This window comes from Micromonospora lupini str. Lupac 08, from assembly GCF_000297395.2.
Classification (GTDB): domain Bacteria; phylum Actinomycetota; class Actinomycetes; order Mycobacteriales; family Micromonosporaceae; genus Micromonospora; species Micromonospora lupini.
On record NZ_HF570108.1, the window covers coordinates 359,924 to 385,174 of the forward strand.

22 protein-coding genes are annotated in these 25,251 nt (G+C 70.9%); 20 read left to right on the forward strand and 2 right to left on the reverse strand.

The window, feature by feature from the left end:
* The first annotated feature begins 39 nt into the window (after positions 1–39).
* The 17 genes from MILUP08_RS02915 to MILUP08_RS02995 all read left to right on the forward strand — a co-directional run bounded on the left by MILUP08_RS02915 (position 40) and on the right by MILUP08_RS02995 (position 19,336).
* Positions 40–264 carry a hypothetical protein gene (locus tag MILUP08_RS02915; protein WP_007454584.1) on the forward strand — a complete coding sequence of 75 codons (225 nt, stop codon included), beginning with the start codon at positions 40–42 and terminating at the stop codon, positions 262–264.
* Between the two features lie 139 nt (positions 265–403).
* Positions 404–1,681, forward strand: coding sequence for a geranylgeranyl reductase family protein (locus MILUP08_RS02920; protein WP_007454586.1), 1,278 nt, complete (start codon positions 404–406; stop codon positions 1,679–1,681).
* Between the two features lie 134 nt (positions 1,682–1,815).
* Complete coding sequence (locus MILUP08_RS02925; RefSeq protein ID WP_007454588.1) at positions 1,816–2,181, forward strand: NADH-quinone oxidoreductase subunit A; 366 nt, start codon at positions 1,816–1,818, stop codon at positions 2,179–2,181.
* A 14-nt stretch (positions 2,182–2,195) separates the two neighbouring features.
* Positions 2,196–2,873 (forward strand): NuoB/complex I 20 kDa subunit family protein, encoded by a 678-nt coding sequence (locus MILUP08_RS02930; RefSeq protein ID WP_007454590.1) that lies wholly within the window; start codon positions 2,196–2,198, stop codon positions 2,871–2,873.
* Positions 2,870–3,598, forward strand: coding sequence for an NADH-quinone oxidoreductase subunit C (locus MILUP08_RS02935; RefSeq protein ID WP_007454591.1), 729 nt, complete (start codon positions 2,870–2,872; stop codon positions 3,596–3,598). The genes MILUP08_RS02930 and MILUP08_RS02935 overlap by 4 nt, the downstream gene beginning before the upstream one ends.
* The gene (locus tag MILUP08_RS02940; RefSeq protein ID WP_007454592.1) at positions 3,595–4,920 is read left to right on the forward strand and encodes an NADH-quinone oxidoreductase subunit D; all 1,326 of its coding nucleotides are present in this window, start codon (positions 3,595–3,597) and stop codon (positions 4,918–4,920) included. The genes MILUP08_RS02935 and MILUP08_RS02940 overlap by 4 nt, the downstream gene beginning before the upstream one ends.
* A 52-nt stretch (positions 4,921–4,972) precedes the next feature.
* On the forward strand, positions 4,973–6,139 hold the full coding sequence (gene nuoE, locus MILUP08_RS02945) for an NADH-quinone oxidoreductase subunit NuoE (RefSeq protein WP_007454593.1): 1,167 nt from the start codon (positions 4,973–4,975) through the stop codon (positions 6,137–6,139).
* Complete coding sequence (nuoF, locus tag MILUP08_RS02950) at positions 6,136–7,452, forward strand: NADH-quinone oxidoreductase subunit NuoF (RefSeq protein WP_007454594.1); 1,317 nt, start codon at positions 6,136–6,138, stop codon at positions 7,450–7,452. Before nuoE ends, nuoF begins: the two co-directional genes overlap by 4 nt.
* The gene (locus tag MILUP08_RS02955) at positions 7,452–9,959 is read left to right on the forward strand and encodes an NADH-quinone oxidoreductase subunit G (protein WP_007454595.1); all 2,508 of its coding nucleotides are present in this window, start codon (positions 7,452–7,454) and stop codon (positions 9,957–9,959) included. Before nuoF ends, MILUP08_RS02955 begins: the two co-directional genes overlap by 1 nt.
* Positions 9,956–11,308 (forward strand): NADH-quinone oxidoreductase subunit NuoH, encoded by a 1,353-nt coding sequence (gene nuoH / locus MILUP08_RS02960; protein ID WP_007454596.1) that lies wholly within the window; start codon positions 9,956–9,958, stop codon positions 11,306–11,308. The genes MILUP08_RS02955 and nuoH overlap by 4 nt, the downstream gene beginning before the upstream one ends.
* A 1-nt stretch (position 11,309) precedes the next feature.
* On the forward strand, positions 11,310–11,951 hold the full coding sequence (nuoI, locus tag MILUP08_RS02965) for an NADH-quinone oxidoreductase subunit NuoI (RefSeq protein ID WP_007454597.1): 642 nt from the start codon (positions 11,310–11,312) through the stop codon (positions 11,949–11,951).
* Complete coding sequence (locus tag MILUP08_RS02970; protein ID WP_007454599.1) at positions 11,948–12,718, forward strand: NADH-quinone oxidoreductase subunit J; 771 nt, start codon at positions 11,948–11,950, stop codon at positions 12,716–12,718. The genes nuoI and MILUP08_RS02970 overlap by 4 nt, the downstream gene beginning before the upstream one ends.
* Positions 12,715–13,014 (forward strand): NADH-quinone oxidoreductase subunit NuoK, encoded by a 300-nt coding sequence (gene nuoK, locus MILUP08_RS02975; protein WP_007454601.1) that lies wholly within the window; start codon positions 12,715–12,717, stop codon positions 13,012–13,014. Before MILUP08_RS02970 ends, nuoK begins: the two co-directional genes overlap by 4 nt.
* A gap of 11 nt (positions 13,015–13,025) precedes the next feature.
* Positions 13,026–14,951 (forward strand): NADH-quinone oxidoreductase subunit L, encoded by a 1,926-nt coding sequence (nuoL, locus tag MILUP08_RS02980; protein WP_007454602.1) that lies wholly within the window; start codon positions 13,026–13,028, stop codon positions 14,949–14,951.
* Between the two features lie 64 nt (positions 14,952–15,015).
* Positions 15,016–16,551 carry an NADH-quinone oxidoreductase subunit M gene (locus MILUP08_RS02985; protein ID WP_007454603.1) on the forward strand — a complete coding sequence of 512 codons (1,536 nt, stop codon included), beginning with the start codon at positions 15,016–15,018 and terminating at the stop codon, positions 16,549–16,551.
* Positions 16,552–16,606: 55 nt separating this feature from the next.
* Positions 16,607–18,160 (forward strand): NADH-quinone oxidoreductase subunit NuoN, encoded by a 1,554-nt coding sequence (gene nuoN, locus MILUP08_RS02990; protein ID WP_007454604.1) that lies wholly within the window; start codon positions 16,607–16,609, stop codon positions 18,158–18,160.
* A 90-nt stretch (positions 18,161–18,250) separates the two neighbouring features.
* Positions 18,251–19,336, forward strand: coding sequence for a polyprenyl synthetase family protein (locus tag MILUP08_RS02995; RefSeq protein ID WP_039905261.1), 1,086 nt, complete (start codon positions 18,251–18,253; stop codon positions 19,334–19,336).
* 18 nt (positions 19,337–19,354) lie between these two features.
* Here MILUP08_RS02995 and MILUP08_RS03000 read toward each other — a convergent pair whose 3' ends face one another.
* Entirely contained in the window at positions 19,355–20,545 is a 1,191-nt protein-coding gene (locus tag MILUP08_RS03000) for an MFS transporter (protein ID WP_007454606.1), read from the reverse strand.
* A 154-nt stretch (positions 20,546–20,699) separates the two neighbouring features.
* Here MILUP08_RS03000 and MILUP08_RS03005 point away from each other — a divergent pair, with 154 nt between their 5' ends.
* On the forward strand, positions 20,700–21,482 hold the full coding sequence (locus MILUP08_RS03005) for an IclR family transcriptional regulator (RefSeq protein ID WP_007454607.1): 783 nt from the start codon (positions 20,700–20,702) through the stop codon (positions 21,480–21,482).
* 172 nt (positions 21,483–21,654) lie between these two features.
* On the opposite strand, the gene MILUP08_RS03010 is transcribed toward MILUP08_RS03005, so the two are convergent.
* Positions 21,655–23,781, reverse strand: coding sequence for a PhoX family protein (locus tag MILUP08_RS03010; RefSeq protein WP_007454609.1), 2,127 nt, complete (start codon positions 23,779–23,781; stop codon positions 21,655–21,657).
* 226 nt (positions 23,782–24,007) lie between these two features.
* On the opposite strand from MILUP08_RS03010, the gene MILUP08_RS03015 reads away from it, so the two are divergent.
* The gene (locus MILUP08_RS03015; protein WP_083915957.1) at positions 24,008–24,523 is read left to right on the forward strand and encodes a sigma-70 family RNA polymerase sigma factor; all 516 of its coding nucleotides are present in this window, start codon (positions 24,008–24,010) and stop codon (positions 24,521–24,523) included.
* Positions 24,520–25,239, forward strand: a complete 720-nt coding sequence (locus tag MILUP08_RS03020; protein WP_007454613.1) for an anti-sigma factor family protein — start codon at positions 24,520–24,522, stop codon at positions 25,237–25,239. The genes MILUP08_RS03015 and MILUP08_RS03020 overlap by 4 nt, the downstream gene beginning before the upstream one ends.
* Positions 25,240–25,251 lie beyond the last annotated feature (12 nt).

Sequence of the window (25,251 nt, forward strand, 5' to 3'; positions counted from 1 at the left end):
TTACGGCTTAAGTCCACTTTGCCCCGTACGCTCGTTCGCATGACCGGAGCAGAGCCGGCGGACCCGGTGGCCGCCACCGACGACGACGCGGCCGAACTCATCGCGCAGCTACGCGCGTTGGCCGGCGCCGACCCGGCGGACGTCCGGCAGGTGGTCGCCGAGGTGCTGGCCGCGCTGGACCGGGCCGCCGGCGGCGCGCTGCGGGAGCACCTGCCGGAGTCGATCCGGGTCGACGCGGGCCTGGACGCCTCCCGATCGGCCTGACACCCGCCCGCTGTGGACGGTCGCCGGCTGTCACATCGCCGAATTAGGTACCCCTGACCCTGCGCAGGTATGACGCCGGTCATACACTCGTCCCGTCTGGCTTGTGAAGCATTTCACGAGCGTGCGGGAGGAGGCGCGAATGACCGCGGTGGAACACGACGCCGACGTCATCGTCGTTGGCGCCGGTCCCGGTGGATCGGCGACTGCGTACCACCTGGCCCGGCACGGCGTACGGGTGTTGGTGTTGGAGAAGACCGAGTTCCCCCGGGAGAAGGTCTGCGGCGACGGGCTGACCCCGCGCGCGGTGCGCCAGCTCATCCGGATGGGCGTGGACACGTCGCCCGAGGCCGGCTGGCTGCACAACCGCGGCCTGCGGGTGATCGGCGGCGGCGTACGCCTGGAACTGGACTGGCCCGAGCTGGCCAGCTTCCCCAACTACGGCCTGGTCCGCACCCGACTGGACTTCGACGACCTGCTCGCCCAGCGGGCGGTGGCCGCCGGCGCCAAACTGCGGACCAACGTCAACGTGCTGGGCCCGGTGCTCGACGCTGACGGTCGGGTGACAGGCGTCGAGGCGGAGGTGGGGCCCGGCAAGGAGCCCGCCACCTTCCACGCCCCGCTGGTCGTGGCGGCCGACGGGGTCTCCGGTCGGTTCCCGCTCGCGCTCGGGCTGGCCAAGCGGGAGGACCGGCCGATCGGCGTGGCCGTCCGCCGCTACTACCACTCCCCGGTGAAGCACGACGACGACTACCTCGAGTCGTGGCTGGAGCTGCGCAGCAAGGACAGCGGCGACAACCTGCTGCCCGGGTACGGCTGGATCTTCGGGCTCGGTGACGGGCGGGTCAACGTCGGCCTCGGCGTGCTCAACTCGTCGTCCGCGTTCGGCAAGACCAACTACCGCCGGTTGCTCACCGACTGGCTGGCCAACACGCCCGCCGACTGGGGCATGACCGACGAGACAAACGCCGACGGTCCGATCCTCGGCGCCGCGCTGCCGATGGGCTTCAACCGGGTGCCGCACTACACCCGCGGTGTTCTGCTCGTCGGCGACTCCGGCGGGATGGTCAACCCGTTCAACGGCGAGGGCATCGCGTACGCCATGGAGTCCGGCGAGCTGGCCGCGGAGGTCGCGGTGCAGGCACTCGCGCGTCCGGCCGGGCCGGAGCGGGAGCGGGCGCTGATGGCGTACCCGAACGAGCTGAAGGCCCGGCTCGGTGGCTACTACCGGCTGGGCGGCATCTTCGTGAAGCTGATCGGCCGTCCGGAGATCATGCGGATCGCCACCAAGCACGGCATGCCCCACCCGACGCTGATGCGCTTCGTCCTCAAGTTGCTGGCCAATCTGACCGACCCCCGAGGCGGGGACGCGATGGACCGGGTCATCAACGCGATGACGAAAGCCGCGCCAGCGGTTTAGAGCGACGGCATCGGCGCTGGTCACAGCCCCGACGCCGACAAAGATCGACCCCCGCCGGCAGCCACCGCGAGGGACGTGAATAGTGTGATTTTCGTCAAGCACCGAGGGCAGGGAAGGACGAGCAGGAGAAAACGATGTCGCTCTCGCCTTACGCACCGATCATCGGGCTGTTCGCCCTCGCCGCGGCGTTCTCGCTGTTCTCCGTCGGCGCCGCCCGCTTCGCCGGTCCACGTCGCTACAACAAGGCCAAACTCGAGGCTTACGAGTGCGGCATCGAGCCCAGCCCCCAGCCGGTCGGCGGCGGGCGGTTCCCGATCAAGTTCTACCTGACGGCGATGCTCTTCATCGTCTTCGACATCGAGATCATCTTCCTCTACCCCTGGGCGGTCTCGTTCGACGCTCTGCCGATCTTCGGCTTCGTGGAGATGGTCCTGTTCATCGTCGCGGTCTTCGTCGCGTACGCCTATGTGTGGCGGCGCGGCGGCCTGGACTGGGACTGAGGAAGGAACGTCAGATGGGCATCGAGGAGAAGCTCCCCGCCGGCGTCCTGCTCACCTCGGTGGAGAAGCTGGTCAACTGGTCCCGGAAGTCGTCCGTGTGGGGCGCCACCTTCGGCCTGGCCTGCTGCGCCATCGAGATGATGGCCGCCGGTGGTCCGCACTACGACATGGGCCGCTGGGGCATGGAGGTCTTCCGGGCCTCGCCCCGGCAGGCCGACCTGATGATCGTGGCCGGCCGGGTGAGCCAGAAGATGGCACCGGTGCTGCGCCAGATCTACGACCAGATGGCCGAGCCCCGCTGGGTGCTCTCCATGGGCGTCTGCGCCAGCAGCGGCGGCATGTTCAACAACTACGCGATCGTGCAGGGCGTCGACCACGTCGTACCTGTCGACATGTACCTGCCCGGCTGCCCGCCCCGGCCGGAGATGCTCATCGACGCGATCCTCAAGCTCCGCGAGAAGATCATGTATGAGCCGCTGGGCCCGAACGGTCGCAAGATGCTGGCGGCCCGCCAGGAGCGCGGCGACGTTCCGGTCGTGCCGTACGGCTCCATGCCGTCCTCGTACCGCAACGACAAGGCCCGGCGTGCCGAGTGGACCCAGGCGGTCCGCGAGGGGCGCGAGGAGCAGTTGCGGATCGAGAACTGGATGAACGCCCAGAACCACCTCCACCCGCAGGCAGGCCCCAAATGAGCGACAAGCCCAACGACGGTGGCGTACCGCTGCCGGTGGTGCCGGCCGGCGCCACCAGCGGCGCTCCGGCCGAGCAGCCGCCGGCCAGCCCGGCCGGGCGCGGCATGTTCGGCAACCAGGGCACCGGCGACGTGTCCGGCTACGGCGGCCTGGTCCGACCGCGCCAGCCCGTCGAGGAGGCGTCCCGGCCGTACGGGGGCTACTTCGACGAGGTCCGCGACGCGTTGGAGGAGGCGTACCCGGCCTTCGCCGACGCGATCGAGAAGGTGGTCGTCGACCGGGGTGAGCTGACCCTGCACGTCCGCCCGGAGCGGATCGCCGAGGTCTGCCAGGTGCTGCGGGACGACCTGGCGCTGCGCTTCGAGCTGTGCTCCTCGGTGTCCGGGGTGGACTACCTCGGCGCCGACGAGCGCCGGCTGCACGTGGTCTACCTGCTCACCTCGATGACCTACCGGCGTCGGATCCGGCTGGAGGCCGCGGTCTCCGTCGAGTCGCCGCACCTGCCCAGCGTCACCGCCGTCTACCCGACGGCGGACTGGCAGGAGCGGGAGGCGTACGACATGTTCGGCATCGTCTTCGACGGTCACCCCAACCTGACCCGGATCCTCATGCCGGACGACTGGGAGGGCCACCCGCAGCGCAAGGACTACCCGCTCGGTGGCGTGCCTGTCGAGTACAAGGGCGCCGAGATCCCGCCGCCGGACCGCAGGAGGTCGTACCAGTGACCACGTCGAACTACGCGACCGAACGCGAGACCACCGAGGGCAGGGTCTTCACCGTCACCGGTGGGGACTGGGACACGGTCGTCTCGGGCACCGACCCGATCAACGACGAGCGGATCGTGGTCAACATGGGTCCGCAGCACCCGTCCACGCACGGGGTGCTGCGGCTGATCCTGGAGCTGGAGGGCGAGACGGTCCGCGAGGCCCGCTCGGTCGTCGGCTACCTGCACACCGGCATCGAGAAGAACCTCGAGTACCGCAACTGGGTCCAGGGTTCGACGTTCGTGACCCGGATGGACTACCTCGCCCCGATCTTCAACGAGACGGCGTACGCCCTCGCGGTCGAGAAGCTGCTCGGCATCACCGACGACGTCACCGAGCGCGCCACCACCATCCGCGTGCTGATGATGGAGCTCAACCGGATCTCGTCGCACCTGGTCTGGCTGGCCACCACCGGCATGGAGCTGGGCGCGATCTCGATCATGCTGTACGGCTTCCGCGAGCGGGAGTACATCCTCGACATCTTCGAGACCATCACCGGCCTGCGGATGAACCACGCGTACGTCCGGCCGGGCGGTGTGGCGCAGGACGTGCCGGACGAGGCGATCGTCAAGATCCGCGAGTTCCTGAAGATGATGCCGAAGAAGCTCAAGGAGTACGAGGACCTGCTCTCCGGTCAGCCCATCTGGCTCGAACGGACGAAGAACGTCGCGGTGCTGGACGTGACCGGCTGCGTGGCGCTCGGCATCACCGGTCCGGTGCTGCGCTCGGCCGGGCTCGCCTGGGACCTGCGCAAGACCATGCCGTACTGCGGCTACGAGACGTACGAGTTCGACGTGCCGACCCACCCCGACGGTGACGTGTGGGGTCGCTACCAGGTGCGGCTCGCCGAGATCCGCGAGTCGATGAAGCTTGTCGAGCAGGCGTTGGACCGGCTGCGGCCGGGCCCGGTGATGGTCGCCGACCGCAAGATCGCGTGGCCGGCGCAGCTCGCCATCGGCGTCGACGGCATGGGCAACTCGCTGGAGCACGTCGCGAAGATCATGGGTCAGTCGATGGAGTCGCTGATCCACCACTTCAAGCTGGTGACCGAGGGCTTCCGGGTCCCGCCCGGCCAGGTGTACGTCGCCATCGAGGCGCCCCGCGGCGAGCTGGGCGTCCACGCGGTCTCCGACGGTGGCACCCGGCCGTACCGGGTGCACTACCGGGAGCCGAGCTTCGTCAACCTGCAGGCCCTCCCGGCGATGGCCGAGGGCGGCCTGATCGCCGACGTGATCGCCGGCGGCGCCTCGCTGGACCCGGTCATGGGCGGGTGTGACAGGTGAGTGCGAGGAGCGAGCTTGCGAGCCCCGCAGTCGCGAACGGAAGGCGGCTCTGATGACGACGACTTTCACTGACGAGACGCGGGAACGGGCGCGCGAGATCATCGCCCGCTACCCGGCGGACCGGTCCCGCTCGGCGCTGCTGCCGCTGCTGCACCTGGTCCAGGCGGAGGAGGGGTACGTCTCCCCGGCCGGGGTCACGTTCTGCGCCGAGGTGCTCGGGCTGAACAAGGCCCAGGTCGGCGCGGTGGCCACCTTCTACACCATGTACAAGCGCAAGCCGACAGGTGACTTCCTGGTAAGCGTCTGCACCAACACGATGTGCAACGTGCTGGGGGGTCAGGAGGTCTACGACACCCTCGTCGAGCACCTGGGTGTCGGGCACGACGAGACCACCGCGGACGGCACGATCACGCTGGAGCACGCCGAGTGCCTGGCGGCCTGCGACTACGGCCCGGTGATGACAGTCAACTACGACTTCTTCGACCGGGTGGATCCGTCCACCGCGGTCGGCGTGGTCGACGAACTGCGCGGCGGTGGCCGGCCGATGCCGACGCGCGGCGCGCGGCTGTGCACGCTCAAGGAGATGGCGGTGCAGCTCGCCGGTTTCGCCGACGAGCGCGACGGCGCTGTCGCCGACGGCGGGCCGGGCGAGCCGACCCTGCGCGGGCTGCGGCTGGCGCAGGAGCACAACGTCTCGGTGCCGGGCTTCGACCCGAACACCCCGATCCGCAGCAAGGCCGAGGCCGACAAGGCCGCCGCCGAGGCGAAGGCGAAGGCGGAGGCCGCCAAGCCGGCACCCGTCGAGGCCAGCGCGGCACCGGTCAAGGGCGGCGACGGGGCGTCCGCCCCGACGCCCGGCAACGCCGGTGCCGGCGAGCCGGCTCCCGCCGCCGCGAGCGGCAGCACCGCCCCGGACGTGAAGGCACCCGACGACAAGTCGCCGCAGGTGCGTACCGCCGAGACCCGGCAGCCGGACGCGGGCACGGCCGTGCCGGACGCCCCCGGCACCAAGGTGCCGACGGACAGCACCGCGCCGGAGCCGCGCGACGCCCGGTCGGCAGAGGCCGCAGGCGTGGCGGCCAACGAGCCGGCCGGCGACGGCAAGCCCGCCGGCGACGAGGCCGGGGCGCAGGAGCGCAACCTCACCGAAGCGAAGGCTGGCACGGACGCCGACGGCGCCGGACCGGCCGACGCGAGCGAAACGGGGGCCCAGAAGTGACCACTCCCCGCCCGGAGACGCTGGCCAAGCTGACGCCGGTGCTGACCAAGCGCTGGTTGTCGCCGGACGCCTGGCGGATCGGCACGTACGAGCAGCTCGACGGCTACGCCGCGCTGCGCAAGGCCCTCAAGGCCCACCCGGACGACCTGATCCAGCTAATCAAGGACTCCGGGCTGCGCGGTCGGGGTGGCGCCGGCTTCCCCACCGGCCTCAAGTGGGGCTTCATCCCGCAGGGCGACGGCAAGCCGCACTACCTGGTGGTCAACGCCGACGAGGGCGAGCCGGGCACCTGCAAGGACCTGCCGCTGATGACCCACGACCCGCACGCGCTGGTCGAGGGCGTCATCATCGCGTCGTACGCGATCCGGGCCAGCCGCGCGTACATCTACATCCGGGGCGAGGCGGTGCACGCCGCGCGTCGGCTGCGCAACGCGGTCCAGGAGGCGTACGACAAGGGCTACCTCGGCCGCAACATCCTGCGCAGCGGCTACGACCTGGAGCTGGTGGTGCACTCCGGCGCCGGGGCGTACATCTGCGGCGAGGAGACGGCGCTGCTGGACTCGCTGGAGGGGTTCCGGGGTCAGCCCCGGCTGCGCCCGCCGTTCCCGGCCACCCACGGCCTGTACGCGAGCCCGACGGTGGTCAACAACGTCGGCACCATCGCCAGCGTGCCGCCGATCGTGCTCGGTGGGGCCGACTGGTGGAAGACCATGGGCACCGAGAAGTCCTCCGGGCCGATGATCTACTCGCTGTCCGGCCGCATCAACAACCCGGGCCAGTACGAGTGCTCGATGGGCGTCACGCTGCGCGAGCTGCTGGAACTGGCCGGTGGCATGCAGCCCGGCCACAACCTGAGGTTCTGGACCCCGGGCGGGTCGTCCACCCCGCTGCTCGCCGCCGAGCACCTGGACGTGCCACTTGACTTCGAGGGGGTGGCGGCGGCCGGCTCGATCCTGGGCACCACGGCCACCCAGATCTTCTCGGACCAGGACTGCCCGGTCTACGCGACGTACCGGTGGCTGGAGTTCTACCACCACGAGTCGTGCGGCAAGTGCACCCCGTGCCGGGAGGGCAACTACTGGATGGTCCGGGTCTACCGGCGGATCCTGTCCGGTCAGGGCACCCACGAGGACCTGGACACGCTGCTGGACACCTGCGACAACATCCTCGGCCGCTCGTTCTGCGGTCTCGGTGACGGCGCGACCAGCTCGGTGACCTCGTCGCTGAAGTACTTCAAGCAGGACTACCTGGACTACATCGAGGGTCGGACCGCACCCAAGCTGTCGGAGAAGACCCTGGTAGGGGCGCACTGATGACCGACGTAGCCAAGCAGACCGAGACCGTCACGCTCACCATCGACGGCGTCGAGGTCACCGCCCCCAAGGGGACGCTGCTGATCCGGGTCGCCGAGCAGATGGGCACCGAGATCCCCCGGTTCTGCGACCACCCGCTGCTGGCCCCGGCCGGCGCGTGCCGGCAGTGCCTGGTCGAGGTGGAGGGGCAGCGCAAGCCCGTCGCCTCCTGCACCCAGACCGTCGCCGACGGCATGGTCGTCCGCACGCAGATCACCTCCCCGGTGGCCAAGAAGGCGCAGGAGGGGGTGATGGAGCTGCTGCTGCTCAACCACCCGCTGGACTGCCCGATGTGTGACAAGGGCGGCGAGTGCCCGCTCCAGAACCAGGCCATGTCCACCGGCCGCACCGACTCGCGCTTCCACGAGCACAAGCGGGAGTACGAGAAGCCGATGGCGATCAGCAGCCAGGTGCTGCTGGACCGCGAGCGCTGCGTGCTCTGCCAGCGGTGCACCCGGTTCTCCGAGGAGATCGCCGGCGACAAGTTCATCGACCTGATGGGCCGGTCGTCCGCCGAGGAGATCAACATCTACCGGGACGACGCGTACGGCGAGGAGGGCGACGCCGGCGACGTGCCGTTCAACTCCTACTTCTCCGGCAACACCGTGCAGATCTGCCCGGTGGGGGCGCTCACCGGCGCCCAGTACCGGTTCCGGGCCCGCCCGTTCGACCTGGTGTCCAGCCCGAGCGTCTGCGAGCACTGCTCGGCCGGCTGCGGGCAGCGCACCGACTGGCGACGCGGCAAGGTGCTGCGCCGGCTCGCCGGCGACGAGCCGGCGGTGAACGAGGAGTGGAACTGCGACAAGGGCCGCTGGGGCTTCCAGTACACCCGGGCCGCCGACCGCCTGACCAACCCGCTGGTCCGCGACGAGCGCACCGGTGAACTGCGGGAGGCGTCCTGGAGCGAGGCGCTGACCCGGGCCGCCGAGGGGCTGCACGCGGCCCGCGAGGGCGGCCAGGGCACGGCGGTGCTCACCGGCGGCCGGCTGACCGTCGAGGACGCCTACGCGTACGCGAAGTTCGCCCGGGTCGCGCTTAACACCAACGACATCGACTTCCGCGCCCGGCCGGTCTCCCGTGAGGAGGCCGACTTCCTGGCCAGCTCGGTCGCCGGGGTCACCGACGTCACCTACACCGACGTGGAGAACGCGCCGGCCGTGGTGCTTGTCGGCCTGGAGCCGGAGGAGGAGTGCCCGATCCTCTTCCTGCGGCTGCGCAAGGCGTACCTGAAGAAGACCCTGACGGTGTACGCGCTGGCGCCGTTCGCCACCCGCGGCCTGGAGAAGCTCGGCGCCAAGCTGGCCCGGGTCGTGCCGGGCGAGGAGGCCAGCGTGCTCGCCGAGCACGCCACGGTCACCGAGGCGCTCAGCGCCCCGGGCGCGATCCTCATCGTGGGTGAGCGACTGGCCGGTGTGCCGGGTGGGCTCTCCGCCGCAGCGGACGTGGCCCGGCGTACCGGCGCGAAGCTGGCCTGGGTGCCGCGGCGCGCGGGTGACCGCGGCGCGGTCGAGGCGGGCTGCCTGCCCAACCTGCTGCCCGGTGGCCGGCTGGTCACCGAGCCGGCCGCGCGGGCCGAGCTGGGCGAGGCGTGGGACATTCCGGCCGGGGTGATCCCGAGCCAGGCCGGTCGGGACACCGACGGCATCCTGGCGGCGGCCGCCAACGGGCAGCTCGGGGCACTGGTGGTGGGCGGGGTCGACCCCGCCGACCTGGCCGACCCCCGGCTGGCCGAGACCGCCCTGGACGCGGTGCCGTTCCTGGTCAGCCTGGAGCTGCGCGCCAGCGCGGTGACCCGGCGGGCCGACGTGGTGCTGCCGGTGGCCCCGGTGGCCGAGAAGGCCGGCAGCTTCCTCGACTGGGAGGGCCGGCTGCGTCCGTTCGAGGCGGTGCTGAACACCGCCGCGATGACCGACGGCCGGGTCCTCGACGCGCTGGCCGCGCTGCTCGACGTGCGGCTCGGCACCGCCGACGTCCCGACTGTGCGTCGGGAGCTGGGCTCCCTGCCGGCCACGCGCATGGCCCGGCCGGCCGCCCCGTCGGTGTCACCGGGGGCGGTGCCGCACCCGCGTGCCGGTGAGGCCGTGCTGTCGACCTGGCACCAGCTCGTCGACCTCGGCACCCTGACCGACGGCGACGAGCACCTCGCCGGCACCGCCCGCCCGCCGGTCGTCCGGCTGGGCAAGGGCACCGCCGAGGCGCTCGGTGTGGTCGACGGGGACGCGGTCACGGTCGGCACCGACCGCGGGGCGTTGACCCTGCCGGCGGAGCTGACCGAGATGCCGGACGGCGTCGTCTGGCTGCCGACCAACTCACCCGGTTCGACAGTGCGACGCAGCCTCGGGGCGACGTCCGGCACTGTCGTCCGGATCTCCGTTCCCGCACCGAGCGCGGCCGTCCCGGCCGGGCGGGTAGCGGCGGACGAGGCCGGTCTCCCGGGTCCGCTCCTCAACACCGGGGGTGTCCAGTGAGTCCGTCAATCCTCGCCCAGGACCCGACGCTTGCCGACTTCGGTCGGGATCCGTGGTGGCTGGTCCTCGGCAAGATCGTCTTCGCGTTCGCCTTCGGCCTGCTGGCCACCCTGCTCGGTGTCTGGTTTGAGCGGCGCGTGGTGGGTTACATGCAGGTGCGGCCCGGCCCCAACCAGGTCGGCCCGTTCGGCCTGCTGCAGACCCTCGCCGACGGCCTGAAGATGGCCTTCAAGGAGGACATCCTGCCGAAGGCGGCCGACAAGGTCGTCTACTTCTTCGCCCCGACGATCTCGGTGATCTGCGCGGTCACCGCGCTGTCGGTGGTGCCGTTCGGCCCGATGGTGAGCATCGGCGGCCACCACACGCCGTTGCAGGTCACCGACGTGCCGGTGGCGGTGCTGCTGCTGCTGGCCTGCTCCTCGATGGGCGTCTACGGCATCGTGCTGGGCGGCTGGGCCTCCGGCTCGACGTACCCGCTCCTCGGCGGCCTGCGGTCGAGCGCCCAGATGATCTCCTACGAGGTCGCCATGGGGCTCTCCATCGTGGCGGTCTTCATGACCGCCGGCACGATGAGCACCAGCGGGATCGTGGCCAAGCAGGCCCACGGGACGCAGCTCAGCATCGGCGGTTTCGACCTGCCCGCCCCGGGCTGGTACGCGATCCTGCTGCTGCCCAGCTTCGTCATCTTCTTCATCGCCACCGTGGGTGAGACCAACCGGGCGCCGTTCGACCTGCCCGAGGCCGAGTCCGAGCTGGTCGCCGGCTTCATGACGGAGTACAGCTCGCTGAAGTTCGCGCTCTTCATGCTCAGCGAGTACGTCGCGATGGTGACCATGTCCGCGGTCACCACCACGCTGTTCCTCGGCGGCTGGCGGGCGCCGTGGCCGATCACCCTCTGGGAGGGCGCCAACTCCGGTTGGTGGCCGATGCTCTGGTTCTTCGGCAAGGTGATCGCGCTGGTCTTCGTCTTCGTGTGGCTGCGCGGCACGCTGCCCCGGCTGCGCTACGACCAGTTCATGCGCTTCGGCTGGAAGGTGCTGCTGCCGATCAACCTGGTCTGGATCCTGGTCCTGTCGGGCCTGCGCTCCATCGAGGACTGGGACTCGCGCGGCAAGCTGATCGCGGTCGGCATCCCGGCCGGCATCCTGCTGATCGCCACGCTGTTCTGGCCCAACCGTCGACCGCAGCCGAAGCCGACCACGCAGGAGCAGGTCGACAGCCGGCCGTACGGGAGCTTCCCGCTGCCGCCGATGGATCTTCAGGTACCACCGAGCCCGCGTATCACGCGCGTGGTCGCCGAGCGGGAGCCGGCCAACATCGTTGCCGGCTCGGACTCCAGGGAGGTGTGACGTGGGCGCGATCACCGGAACGTTCAAGGGATTCGGTGTCACCTTCTCGCACATGTTCAGGAAGGTCGTCACCACCGACTATCCGTTCAAGCCGCCGGTGTCGGCGCCGCGCTACCACGGGCGGCACATCCTCAACCGGCACCCGGACGGCCTGGAGAAGTGCATCGGCTGCGAGCTGTGCGCCTGGGCCTGCCCGGCGGACGCGATCTACGTCGAGGGCGGCGACAACACCGACGAGCAGCGCTTCTCGCCCGGTGAGCGGTACGCCAGCACCTACCAGATCAACTACGCGCGGTGCATCTTCTGTGGGCTCTGCATCGAGGCCTGCCCGACCCGTTCGCTGACCATGAGCAACGAGTACGAGCTGGCCCGGGACAACCGGCAGGATCTGATCTTCACGAAGGAGCAGCTGCTCGCCCCGCTGCTCGAGGGCATGGAGCAGCCGCCGCACCCGATGCGGCTGGGCGACAGCGAGAAGGACTACTACGTCGGCGCGCTGGACAACCCGGGCACCTCCGCCGGTGCCGAGACGTCCCCGATGGGCCCCGGCCGCTACCAGGTCGAGGAGCACCCCGGCGTGACGTTCCCGGGCGCCGAGCAGGCCGCCCAGCGCGCGGCGGCCGGCAAGGGAGAGGGAGCATGACCACGTCTACGGTGCTGGCCGCGGCCGGTGGGGTGTCCGGCGGCGAGGAGGTCACCTTCTGGATCCTCGCGCCGCTCGCGCTCATCGGCGCGATCGGGATGGTGGCGGCCCGCAACGCGGTGCACTCGGCGCTCTGGCTGGTGCTCACGATGCTCTGCCTGGGCGTGTTCTACATCCTCCAGGCCGGGCCGTTCATCGGCATGGTGCAGATCATCGTCTACACCGGCGCGATCATGATGCTCTTCCTGTTCGTGCTGATGCTTGTCGGCCGGGACGCCTCGGACTCGTTGATCGAGACCCTGCGCGGTCAGCGCGTCGCCGCGATCCTGCTGGGGCTCGGCTTCGCCGGCCTGGTCGGCAGCGCCGTCTACAACGCCATGGACAAGACCACTGCGGTCGGGCTGGACCAGGCCAACGCCGAGGGCAACGTGCAGGGCATCGCCCGGCTGCTGTTCACCAAGTACGTCTTCGCGTTCGAGCTGACCTCGGCGCTGCTGATCACCGCGGCGGTCGGCGCCATGGTGCTGGCGCACGTCGAGCGGCGTAAGCAGGACAAGGTCGACCAGGTGTCGACAATGAAGGCACGCTTCGCCCCGGGCAACTACCCCGGCCCGAAGCCGGGCCCCGGCGTCTTCGCCACCTCCTCCTCGGTGGCCACCCCGGCACGGCTGCCGGACGGCCAGCTCACCGAGCGGAGCACGCCGGACATCCTGCCGGTACGCGAGCTGACCGCGCAGGAGACCACGCTGAAGGGGACCGACAGGTGACGCCCAATCATTACCTCGTGCTGGCGGCGGTGCTGTTCACCATCGGCGCGTCCGGGGTGCTCATCCGGCGCAACGCGATCGTGCTGTTCATGTGTGTCGAGCTGATGCTCAACGCGGCCAACCTGACGCTTGTCACCTTCAGCCGGATCAACGGTGACCTCAACGGCCAGATCATGGCGTTCTTCGTGATGGTGGTGGCCGCGGCCGAGGTCGTCGTCGGCCTCGCGATCATCATGTCCATCTTCCGGACCCGGCGCTCGGCGAGTGTCGACGACGCCAACCTGCTCAAGTACTAAGGGGCAAGCGAGTGGAAGAGACTGTGCAGTACGCAGAGGCCACGGGCTTGCTCGGCAGCGTCTGGCTGCTGGTGGCGATCCCGCTGGTCAGCGCGGCCGTCCTGCTGCTGCTCGGCCGGCGGGCCGACCGCTGGGGGCACTGGTTGGGCGTCGCGGCCATCGGCGCCGCGTTCGTGCTCGGGCTGGCGTCCTTCTTCCAGCTGCGTGGCCTGGAGAACAAGTCGGTCGAGCTGAGCCTCTGGGACTTCATCGCGGTCGGTGACCTGCGGGTCGACTTCGGTCTGCTGTTCGACCCGCTGGCCGCGGTCTTCGTCATGCTGATCACCGGCGTCGGGTTCCTGATCCACCTGTACGCCGTCGAGTACATGGCGCACGACGGGGGTCGTCGCCGGTTCTTCGCGTACTTCAACCTGTTCGTCGCGGCCATGCTGCTGCTGGTGCTCGGCAACAACTACGTGATGCTCTACTTCGGCTGGGAGGGCGTCGGTCTGGCGTCGTACCTGCTGATCTCCTTCTGGTACGGGCGGCCGAGCGCCGCGACGGCCGGCAAGAAGGCGTTCCTGATGAACCGGGTCGGCGACACCGGCCTCGCCATCGGCATCTTCATCATGTTCGCGACGCTGGGCACCACCCAGTACGACGAGGTGTTCAACGGTGTCGGCGCGCTGACCGGCACCACGGTGCTGGTGCTCGGCCTGCTGCTGCTGCTCGGCGCGGCCGGCAAGTCCGGTCAGTTCCCGCTGCAGGCGTGGCTGCCGGACGCGATGGAGGGCCCCACTCCGGTGTCGGCGCTCATCCACGCCGCCACCATGGTCACCGCCGGCGTCTACCTGATCGCCCGGTCCAACCCGATCTTCTCCGCCAACTCGACGCTCCAGCTCGTGGTGGTGAGCGTCGGCGCGCTCACCCTGCTGATGGGCTGCATCATCGGTGCGGCGAAGGACGACATCAAGCGGGTGCTCGCCTGGTCGACGGTGAGCCAGATCGGCTACATGTTCCTCGGCGTCGGCCTGGGCGGCGGCGCGTACGCGCTGGCCATCGTGCACCTGCTGGCCCACGGCTTCTTCAAGGCCAACATGTTCCTGGGCGCCGGCTCGGTCATGCACGGGATGAAGGACCAGGTGGACATCCGCCGCTTCGGTGGGCTGTCGACGTACATGAAGGTCACCTGGTTGACGTTCATGATGGGCTGGCTGGCCATCATCGGCATGTTCCCGTTCTCGGGCTTCTTCTCGAAGGAGCCGATCATCGTGGCCGCCTTCGAGCGGGAGGACTGGACCGCCTGGCTCTTCGGCGGGGCGGCGCTGCTCGGCGCGGGGCTGACCGCGTTCTACATGACCCGGCTGTTCGTGCTCACCTTCCACGGCCCCAAGCGGTGGACCGAGGACATCGAGCACCCGCACGAGTCGCCGCGGCTGATGACCATCCCGTTGATCCTGCTGGCGGTCGGCTCGGTCGGCGCCGGTTTCCTGCTCTCCACGTCCGTCCCGGACTGGCTGACGGCGACCGCGGGGCTGGGCGGCGAGCATGCGGAACACGAGGCCGTCCTCCCGCACGCAGTGCTCACCACGCTCTCGTTGGTGGTCACCGTGCTCGGCGCCGGGCTGGCCTGGTTCCTCTTCCGGACCGGTACGGCCACCGCGCCGCAGCCGGCCGGGATCCTGGTCACCGCCGCCCGGCGCAACCTCTACACCGACGCGGTGAACGAGGCGGTCTTCGAGAAGCCGGGCATCTTCCTCACCCGGGCGCTGGTCTTCCTCGACAACCGGGGCATCGACGGGCTGGTCAACGGACTCGCCGCGGGTGTCGGCGGCGGTTCGGGCCGGCTCCGGCGGCTGCAGACCGGTTTCGTCCGCTCGTACGCCACCTCGATCCTGGCCGGTGCGCTGCTGGTGATGGCGGCGTTCCTGGCGGTGCAGGCGGGGTGGTTGGCGTGACCGACCTGAATACGCCCGCCCCCGCCGGCGGACCACGCATCCACGACGGAGGTAAGGCCGCATAATGTCCAACTTCCCGTTCCTCTCGGTGCTCACCGTGGCGCCGCTGGTGGGCGCCCTGGTGGTGGCCTTCCTGCCGCGCCACCGGCCGGAGCTGGCCAAGCAGGTGGCGTTCGCCTGGTCGCTGCTGGTGCTTGTGCTCTCGGTGGTGATGTGGGTCAGCTTCAACGCGGGCGGTGACCGGTTCCAGTTCCGGGAGTCGTACTCGTGGATCCCGAACTGGGGCGTCAGCTTCACCTTCGCCGCGGACGGCATCGCGCTGGTGATGCTCATGCTGATCGCGGTGCTGGTGCCGCTGGTGATCCTGGCGTCCTGGCACGACGCGGAGTCCTCCAAGCGGTCCATCCCGGTCTACTTCGCGCTGCTGCTCATCCTCGAGAGCACGATGATCGGCGTCTTCGCCGCCGCCGACGTCTTCCTGTTCTACGTGTTCTTCGAGGTCATGCTGGTGCCGATGTACTTCCTGATCGGCAGCTACGGCGGCCACCAGCGGCAGTACGCGGCGGTGAAGTTCTTCCTCTACTCGCTTGTCGGCGGTCTGTTCATGCTGGCCGCGGTGATCGGCCTCTGGGTGGTCGGCGGAAAGACCTTCGACTGGCAGGCGCTGTCGCAGGTCGACATCAGCACCGGCACCGAGCGGTGGCTGTTCCTCGGCTTCTTCCTCGCGTTCGCCATCAAGGCCCCGTTCTTCCCGTTCCACACCTGGCTGCCGGACGCCGGTGGCGCCGCCCCGGCGGGCGCCGCCGCGCTGCTGGTAGGTGTGCTGGACAAGGTCGGCACGTTCGGGATCCTGCGCTACTGCCTGCCGCTGTTCCCGGAGGCGTCGAAGTGGTTCGCCCCGTGGGCGCTGGCGCTTGGCGTGATCGGCATCATCTACGCGGCGCTGCTGGCGGTCGGCCAGAACGACCTCAAGCGGCTCGTGTCGTACACGTCGATCGCGCACTTCGGGTTCATCGGGGTGGGCATCTTCGCGTTCACCACCCAGGCCGGCACGGGCGCGGTGCTCTACATGCTCAACCACGGTCTGGCCACCGGCCTGCTGTTCCTGGTGGTCGGCATGCTGATCTCCCGGCGTGGCTCGGCGCTGATCAGTGACTTCGGTGGCGCCGGCAAGCTCGTCCCCGTGCTCGCCGGTGTGCTGTTCTTCGCCGGTCTCGCCTCGCTCGCGCTGCCCGGCACGGCGCCGTTCATCTCCGAGTTCCTGGTGCTGATCGGCACGTTCACTGTGAACAAGCCGGTGGCGGTCATCGCCACGGTCGGCATCATCCTGGCGGCGGCGTACGTGCTGTGGATGGTGCAGCGAACTACGCAGGGCACGCTCAATCCGACGCTGACCGAGGTCGACGGGATGCGCCGGGACCTCAACCTGCGCGAGAAGGTAGTGGTCGCCCCCCTCGTCGCGCTGATCCTGCTGCTCGGCTTCTATCCCAAGCCGGTCACTGACGTGATCAACCCGGCCGTCCAGGCGACCATGGACGACATCGGCAGCACCGACCCGGCCCCGTCCGTGGGCGGCACCGTCCAGGAGGCAGGCCGGTGAACGCGAGGAGCGCAGCGCGGCGGAGCCCCGCAGTCGTGAACGAAAGGCCGGCACAGTGACCGAGTTGAAATTGCCGTCGCTCGACTACGCGGCGCTCGCCCCGATCATGATCATGCTGGGCACCGCGTTGCTCGGTGTGCTTGTCGAGGCGTTCGTGCCCCGGCGCACGCGGCACGTGGTGCAGCTGACGGTGGCGCTGCTGGCCGTCCTCGCCGCGCTGACCATGGTGGTCCTCAACGCCGACGACCGGCTCGTCACGGCCGGTCAGTCCATCGCGGTGGACGGGCCGACGCTCTTCCTCCAGGGCGCCATCCTGGTGCTGGCCGCGATGGCGCTGCTGCTGATCGGTGACCGGACCGTCGAGCGGGGCGGCGCGTTCGTCGCCCAGGCCGCGGTGACCGCCGAGTCGGCCGACGACCGCAAGCAGGCCGAGGGGCGCAACGGGCTCACCGAGGTGTACCCGCTTGTCACGTTCGCGATCGGCGGCATGCTCATCTTCGTGGCGGCCAACGACCTGCTGACCATGTTCATCGCGCTTGAGGTCTTCTCCCTGCCGCTCTACCTGCTCTGCGCGCTGGCTCGCCGCCGGCGTCTGCTGAGCCAGGAGGCGGCGATGAAGTACTTCCTGCTCGGCGCGTACGCCTCGGCGTTCTTCCTGTTCGGCGTGGCCCTGATCTACGGCTTCACCGCAGGCGTCCCGGGCCGTTCGGCCGGGGTCGACTTCGCCACCATCAACGCTGCGGTGTCCGAGTCGCCGGCCAGCCCGGTGCTGCTCTTCGCCGGCATGGCGCTGCTCGCCATCGGTCTGCTCTTCAAGGCCGCCGCGGCCCCGTTCCACGTGTGGACGCCGGACGTCTACCAGGGCGCGCCGACCCCGGTCACCGGCTTCATGGCCGCCTGCACCAAGGTCGCCGCGTTCGGCGCGCTGCTGCGCGTCTTCCACGTCGCGTTCGAGGGCGGGGGCTGGGACTTCACGCCGGTGCTCGGTGCGGTGGCGGTGCTGACCATGCTTGTCGGCGCGGTGCTCGCGGTCACCCAGACGGACATCAAGCGGCTGCTCGCGTACTCCTCGATCGCCAACGCCGGCTATCTGCTGGTCGGTGTGCTGGCGCCGAGCCGCGACGGGCTGTCCGGCACGATGTTCTACCTGGTCGCGTACGGCTTCTCGGTGCTTGCCGCGTTCGCGGTGGTGACCCTGGTGCGCGACGCCGACGGTGAGGCCACCCACCTGTCCCGCTGGGCCGGTCTGGGTCGGCGCTCGCCGTTCTACGCAGGTCTGTTCACGTTCATCCTGCTGGCGTTCGCCGGTATCCCGCTGACCAGCGGCTTCACCAGCAAGTTCGCGGTCTTCGGGCCGGCGCTGGAGGGCGGCCAGGCCTGGCTCGTCATCGCGGGTGTGCTGACCAGCATGGTGCTGGCGTTCCCGTACCTGCGGGTCGTGGTGATGATGTGGCTGTCCGAGCCGGGCGAGTCCACGCCGACGGTCACCGTGCCGGGCGGCCTGACCTCCGCCGCGCTGATGATCGGCGTGCTGGCCACCCTGGCGCTGGGTGTCGCCCCCGATCCACTGCTCGACCTGGCTACCGGAGCCGCCGAATTCGTGCGGTGAGACGTACCTCGGACACCGGGGGCCGGCGCGTGACCGCGTGCCGGCCCCCGCTGCGTATCCCCGACCCGGAGCAGGTCGAACGGGTGTGGCATGGTTGATGGTGTGGTGATTCCGGCTGGCGAGCGTTCAGGTGCCACCGGTTCCGGCGGTCGCCGGGGCCGGGCGAGCACGAGTCAGTTCGGCGCGCTCGGCCTCCATCTCGCCGATCCCCGCGTCGAGGCGTCCGTGCTGGGGCTGCTGGACGCGGTCGAGATCGAGCTGCGCGACAGTGTGGCAAGCGCCGACCCGTTCGTCTCGGAGGCGGCCCGCCACCTCCTGGAGGCCGGCGGGAAGCGGTTCCGGCCGCTGCTGGTGGCGCTCGGCGCCCAGTTCGGCGATCCGTCGGGCGCGCAGGTGGTCCCGGCGGCAGTGGTGATGGAGCTCACCCACCTGGCCACCCTCTACCACGACGACGTGATGGACGAAGCAGCCGTGCGGCGGGGCGCCCCGAGCGCCAACTCGCGCTGGACCAACTCCGTCGCCATCCTGGTCGGCGACTACCTCTTCGCCCGCGCCGCGGACATCGCGGCCGACCTGGGCCCCGAGGCCGTCCGGTTGCAGGCGCGCACCTTCGCCCGCCTGGTGCACGGGCAGATCGCCGAGACGGTGGGGCCGCGCGCCGGGGAGGACCCGGTCGCGCACTACCTGAGCGTGATCGCCGAGAAGACCGGATCGCTGATCGCCACGTCGATCCGGTTCGGCGGCATGTTCGGTGGCGCCCCCGCCGAGCAGATCGAGGCCCTCGCCGGGTACGGCGAGACCATCGGCGTCGCGTTCCAGCTCACCGACGACCTGCTGGACATCGCGTCCGAGTCGGTGCAGTCGGGCAAGACTCCCGGCACGGACCTGCGCGAGGGTGTCCCGACGCTGCCGGTGCTCTACGCCCGCGCGGCCGACGACTCCGACGCCTCGTCGGTGCGGCTACGGGAGATCCTGGCGACCGGCCCGTTGACCGACGACGCGCTGCACGCCGAGGCCCTGGGGCTGCTGCGGGAGAGCCCGGCGCTCAAGCGCGCCCGGGAGACCGTGCGCAGCTACGCCGAGGACGCCCGCGCGCGCCTGGCCCCGCTCCCCGCGAGCCCGTCACGCCGGGCCCTGGAGTCGCTCTGCGACTACATCGCCGACCGCACCAGCTGACGCACCCCGTCGGGCGGGTCAGGGGCGGGGCGCGGCGGTCAGCAGGCGGCTGCCCACCAGCATGAGGGCGGCGGCGAGCAGCATCGCCACCGAGGCCGTGGCCCACATCGCCGGGTAGCCGACGTGCGCGGCGAGCGGGCCGAGGCTCAACGGGCCGAGGCAGCCACCCGCGTACACCCCCGTCTGTGTGATCGAGGTGGCGGCGGCCGGGGCCTGCGGATGCAGCCGGACCACCGCGAAGTTCATGAGGCCCGGCCACGCCCAGCCCAGGCCGAAGCCGAGCACCACGCCCGCCACCAGCGGCACCGGGCCGGCCACCGCCAGCAGACCGAGCCCGGCCGCCCCGACCACAAGCATCGCGGCGATGAGCGCGACGTGACCGCCGGCCCGCCGGTCGGCCAGCCCGCCGGCGCCCACCCGGGCGGCCACGCAGACCGCGCTGCCCAGGGTCAGGGTGAGGCCGGCCAGGCCCGGCGAGAGACCCCGGGCGGCGGCCGAGTCCACCAGGAAGGTGCCCAGCGCGTTGGCCGCGCTCGCCGCCAACGTCGCCGCCGCGCCGATCACCACCAGGGCCGTCGTGGCCCGGCCCGCGCGCGTCGCGTCGGCCCGTCGGCCCTGACCGGGCACCTGGCGGGGTACGGCCGGCAGCGTCGTCAGCGCCGCGACGGCCGCGGCCACGAACGCCCAGCGCCAGCCGGCGGTGAGCGCGATCGTGGGCACCGCCGCGCCGGCCAGCAGGGTGGAGACCGGAATGGCCGCCTGCTTGACACCGAACGACAGCCCCTGCCGATGGGGTGGCACGTGCTGGGCCAGCGCGGCGTTGCTCGCCAGTTGGCCGAGGGCGTTCGCGGCGGCGCTGAGCGCCAGCAGAGCGAGCAGCACCCCGTACGAGCGGGCGAACGCCGCCACGGCCAGCATCGACCCGGAGGCCAGCACGATGCCGCTGCGGGCCACCACGGCCGGCCCGTACCGCTCGACGAGCCGGCCGGAGGGCACCGAGGCCAGCGCGCTCACACCGAAGTAGACGGACACGGCCAGGCCCAGCCCGGCGGGGGAGAACCCGAGGTCGGCTCCCATCTGCACGGCGAGGCCGCCGAGGAGGAAGACGGGCAGCACGCAGGCCACGGTGGTGGCGACGGCACCGGCGCTGGCCCGGATCGGGCGGGTCCGGGTGCGGTCTTCGGTGGGGGTGAGGGCGGTGTCGGTCATCGTCCGGCAAACCTACGCGAGTCCGGCTCGGACCACTCCTGGTGACCGGTGGCCTACGAGGAGTGGATGGTGATCTGGCATCCTCGACCCGAACAGGCATTTCGCACCCGGCCTGTTTTTCATATGGTGTAAGTCCCCGGCGGCGGAGGTGGTTGTGCGCGACCCCTTGGCAGAACCTTCGGACCTGATCCGCAGCGTCTCCCGAGCACTGCGGGTGCTCGAGTCGGTCGGTCGCGCCCCGAAGGGCCTGACCGTCAAGCAGATCGCCCGCCGGTGCGAGCTGACCGTGGCCACCACCTACCACCTGGTCCGCACGCTCGCGTACGAGGGTTACGTGATCCGTCGGGAGGACGGCACGTACATCGTGGGGCTGGAGGTGGCCGACCGCTACCGCGAGCTGGTGACCGCGTTCCGAGGCCCGCCCGTGGTCGGTGAGACGCTGCGCCGGGCCGCCCTGGACACGGGTTACAGCCACTACCTGGGCCGCTTCGTCGGCGGTCAGGTCGCCATCACCGCGGTGGCCGAGGGGCACCGCTCGCCCTACCTGGAGGACCTGGTCCCCGGCTTCGACGAGGGGGCGCACGCGACAGCCCTCGGCAAGTCCCTGCTCGCCACCCTCACGACCGAGCAGCGTTTCCGCTACCTGCGTGAGTACGGCATGCGCCCGTTCACCACCGCCACGCTCACCACCACCGAGGCGTTCGAGGCCGACCTGGCCGCCGGCGACCGGCGCGGGATGCAACTGGAGCTGGGCCAGTTCCGTCAGGGCGTGGCCTGCGCGGCGGTGCTCGTCACGCCGGACAAGGACATGGAACGTCGGGTCGTGCTGGCCTGCGCCCTGCCGGCGAGCGAGATGATGACCTCCGCGCGGGTCGTCCGGGCCAAGCTGCTCACCGTCGCCCGGACGGTCGCCGACGGCATCGCCTCCGACCACTAGGGCGTGTGTCAGAGCCTCGGTCGAGCCGAGGCGTCCCGCCGCAGGCCGGTTGCCACACGCCCTGGACCCGCTGGACGCCGAGAGGCCCTCTCCCGGGCTGGGAGAGGGCCTCTCGGGGCGGTCCAGCGCCGGACCGCCGGGGGTGGACGTCAGCGAACCGTCCGGGGTGCCGTCAGCTGCCCACGGGGCCGCCGTCGAGACGCCAGGTGACCACCACGCCCGGCTTGGCGTAGTCGCCGTCCGGCCAGTTCGAGGCCGGGTTCTCCACCGACGCACCGGTGATCTCACCCGGGTGCTGGACGGCGACGAAGACCGAGCGGTTGTCGCCGGTGATGAACGGGCCGCAGGTCTCGGCGCCGATCGGCACGGTGAGGAACTGCTTGAGGTGACCCCGCTCCGGGCCCTCCACCGCCGTCGCGAAGAGACCGTCGTTGCTGCCCAGCGCGTTGCCGTCGGTGGAGATCCACAGGTTGCCCGTGGCGTCGAAGGCGACGTTGTCGGGGCAGGAGATCGGGGAGACAGTGGCCTTGTCGTACCCGGCGAAGAAGGTCGACGGGTCGGTCGGGTCGCCACAGACGATCGGCAGCGACCAGGCGAAGGTCTCCGCGGTGTTGTCGTTGCGGTCCTCGACCAGCTCCAGGATCTGCCCGTGCTTGTTGGCGTTGCGCGGGTTTGCCTCGTCGGCCGCCGCCTTGCCGGCCTTGCCGCGGTCGGTGTTGTTGGTGAGCGCCACGTACACCTTGCCGGTGAGGTGGCTCGGCTCGACGTCCTCGGGCCGGTCCATCTTGGTCGCGCCGACCTTGTCGCCGGCGAGCCGGGTGAAGGTGAGCACGTCCGCCGCGGTCATCCCGTCGACGAACGAGCGGTTGCCGCTGACCAGCTTGATCCAACGCCCCCGGCCGTTGAACGCGCCGTCGGCGGGAAGCTTGCCCGTGCCGTCGATCTCGGCGGCGCTGGTCTGGTCGAGCTGCGCGACGTAGAGCGTGCCGGACTCCAGCAGGGTGAGGTTGTGCTTGCGGGCGGCCCAGGAGTTGCCCTTCAGGAACTTCTTGTCCGAGACGAACTTGTAGAGGTAGTCGAACCGCTCGTCGTCGCCCATGTACGCGACCACGTGCCCGTCCCTGGCGACGATGACGTTCGCGCCCTCGTGCTTGAGGCGGCCCATCGCCGTGTGCTTGCGCGGGCGGCTCTCCGGGTCGAACGGGTCGATCTCGACGATCCAGCCGAACCGGTGCGCCTCGTTGGGGTGCTTGGCGAGGTCGAAGCGCTCGTCGGCGCGCTCCCACTTGCGGCTGCCGCTGGGGTAACGGGAGGCGGTGGTGATGCCGTAGCGGTCCAGCTTCGGCTTGAGGTCGGCCGGAGCGGCGTCCGCGCCGACGAAGTACTGGTTGAAGTTCTCCTCGCCGGAGAGCACGGTCCCCCACGGCGTCACGCCACCGGAGCAGTTGTTGAGCGTGCCGACGACCGTACGGCCCTTCGGGTCGGCGGCGGTCTTCAGCCAGGCCGAGCCCGCGGCCGGGCCGGTCAGATCGAACTTGGTGCTCAGGGCGGTGACCCGCCGGTTGTACGGCCGTCGGCCGTTGTCCACGGGCTTCCACTGCCCGGTGCCGGCGACCCGCTCCAACTCGACCACGGACATGCCGTGCGCCGCCATGGCCGTGCGCAGTTGCTCCGCCGAGAGCGCGTCCAGGCCGGGGAAGGCGGGGAACATCAGGTCCTCGTTCGTGTACTCGTGGTTGACCACGAGCAGCGCGCGCCTGCCCTGCTTGTCCAGCGGCAGCACGCCGACGAAGTCGTTGTTGTAGCCGAACTGCTTCGACTGGGCGGCCGCGGTCTGGTGGTGCAGATTGAACTCCGGCGCGCCCGGCAGCACCGGGTCGCCCCACTTGATCACCACGGCGTGGTCGTAGCCGTTCGGCACGACCAGGGTGTCCAGCTTGTTCGGCGGGATCGGCTTGAAGGTCAGCGCGCCGCTGCCGACGCCGGTGCCGGGGCGGCCGAAGCCGAACCCCTCCGGCACGTCCGGGGTGGTGGGCGCCGCGGCGGCGGGGGCCGCGCCGGCCAGCGCGCCGGCCGCCGCGCCACCGAAGCCGAGGACCAGGGCGCCGACCGCGCCGGCCCGGACCACGCCGCGCCGGGAGACCTCCGCGTTCACCACGTCCCCGAAGTACGCGTTGTCGGACGTGTTCGGGACGGGGTGGTCACAGGCGTTGCCGCAGCGGTACAGACAGGTCATGGCGTCACGGGTGCCGTGACGGTTGCCGGTCAACAGGGGGAGCAGCCGGGGACGGTCGCTCATGGGAGTGGCCTCCAGGAAAGTCGGTGGCACGACAGGCGGCGTACCAGCCGGACGCTAGGAGGACGTGGTGAGCGGTCGTCGGCCGCAGTGTGAACCAGGCGTGAACACCTGCCCGGACGCGCCGCCGGCGCAACCGGCCTGACCTCGGGCTGAACCGTTGGGCGTCACCGCACGTATTCCCGAGCGGACACACCGCCGGACGCGCGCCGGAAGTGAGGAGACCGCCATCAGCGACCATGACGCCCAACTGCTGCGGGCGCTGCACGACGAGCACGCGGAGGCGCTGTACGCACACGCCCTGCGGCTGGTCAACGGCGACCGGCAGCGGGCCGAGGACCTGGTGCAGGAGACGCTGCTGCGGGCCTGGCGGCACCCCGAGTCCCTCGACCCGCGACGCGGCTCCGTACGCGCCTGGCTGTTCACCACCGCCCGTAACCTGGCCATCGACGCCTGGCGGCGACGGTCCACGCGGGTCGGTGAGGTGTTCACCGACGAGCTGCCCGAGCCACCCGAGGTGGTCGACGAGGCGGAGCGCGCGGTGGAGGCGTGGACAGTCGCCGAGGCGTTGAACCGGCTCAGCCCCACCCACCGCGAGGTGCTGATCGAGTGTTTCTACCAGGGGCGGTCGGTGGCCGAGGCGGCGTCGAGGCTGGGCGTACCGCCGGGCACGGTGAAGTCGCGCACCCACTACGCCCTGCGCTCACTACGGTTGGTCCTGGCCGAGATGGGGGTGACGGGATGACCAGGTGCGAGTTCGCGCACGACGACGGCGCGTACGTGCTGGGCGCCCTGGCCCCCGCCGAGCGGGCGGCCTACGAGAGGCACCTCGCCGGCTGCGCCTCCTGCCGGGACGCGGTCGCCGAGATCGCCGTCCTACCCGGACTGCTCGGCCGCCTCGACCCGGCGGGTCTGGAGCAGTTCCTGCCGCCGCCGTCCCCACCTCGGGTGCCCGCGCTGCTCGAGGAGGCCCGCAGCCGCCGGCGCCGCGAGCGCGCCGCGACCCGTCGGCGGTACGCCCTGACCACGGTCGCCGCCGCCGCGCTCGCCCTGGTGGTGGGCGTCGGCACGGCAGCGGTGCTGCCCCGGCCGGCCGCCCCGCCGGTCACCCCGGGGGCCCAGGGCACGCGCCCCGGCCCGCAGGTGTCGATGGTCGCCATGCGGCCGGTGGCCACCACCGGGCCGGTGCACGCCGAGATCGGGTTGGCCGGCAGCAAGTGGGGCACCGAGGTGACCATGCACTGCGGGTACGACGCGCGGACGAGCTACGGCAAGGCGTACCCGTTCCGGCTGGTGGCGCACGGTCCGAACGGCAGCAGCGAGCAGATCGGCTCCTGGCTGGCGGCCCCCGGCGACGATCTCAGCTTCACCGGCGTCACCCGCTTCACCGACGCCGAGCTGGTAAGCGTGGAACTCCAACGATCCGACGGCACACCCCTGCTGACGTACGCGGTCCCGTGACGCTCCCGCCTC

Coding starts and splice junctions, on each gene's coding strand:
- MILUP08_RS02915 (WP_007454584.1), top strand. CDS start 40: ATGACCGGAGCAGAGCCGGCGGACCCGGTGGCCGCCACCGACGACGAC.
- MILUP08_RS03000 (WP_007454606.1), bottom strand. CDS start 20,545: ATGACCGACACCGCCCTCACCCCCACCGAAGACCGCACCCGGACCCGC.
- MILUP08_RS02920 (WP_007454586.1), top strand. CDS start 404: ATGACCGCGGTGGAACACGACGCCGACGTCATCGTCGTTGGCGCCGGT.
- MILUP08_RS02935 (WP_007454591.1), top strand. CDS start 2,870: ATGAGCGACAAGCCCAACGACGGTGGCGTACCGCTGCCGGTGGTGCCG.
- MILUP08_RS02925 (WP_007454588.1), top strand. CDS start 1,816: ATGTCGCTCTCGCCTTACGCACCGATCATCGGGCTGTTCGCCCTCGCC.
- MILUP08_RS02995 (WP_039905261.1), top strand. CDS start 18,251: ATGGTTGATGGTGTGGTGATTCCGGCTGGCGAGCGTTCAGGTGCCACC.
- MILUP08_RS03010 (WP_007454609.1), bottom strand. CDS start 23,781: ATGAGCGACCGTCCCCGGCTGCTCCCCCTGTTGACCGGCAACCGTCAC.
- MILUP08_RS03020 (WP_007454613.1), top strand. CDS start 24,520: ATGACCAGGTGCGAGTTCGCGCACGACGACGGCGCGTACGTGCTGGGC.
- MILUP08_RS02930 (WP_007454590.1), top strand. CDS start 2,196: ATGGGCATCGAGGAGAAGCTCCCCGCCGGCGTCCTGCTCACCTCGGTG.
- MILUP08_RS02985 (WP_007454603.1), top strand. CDS start 15,016: ATGTCCAACTTCCCGTTCCTCTCGGTGCTCACCGTGGCGCCGCTGGTG.
- MILUP08_RS02955 (WP_007454595.1), top strand. CDS start 7,452: ATGACCGACGTAGCCAAGCAGACCGAGACCGTCACGCTCACCATCGAC.
- nuoE (WP_007454593.1), top strand. CDS start 4,973: ATGACGACGACTTTCACTGACGAGACGCGGGAACGGGCGCGCGAGATC.
- MILUP08_RS02970 (WP_007454599.1), top strand. CDS start 11,948: ATGACCACGTCTACGGTGCTGGCCGCGGCCGGTGGGGTGTCCGGCGGC.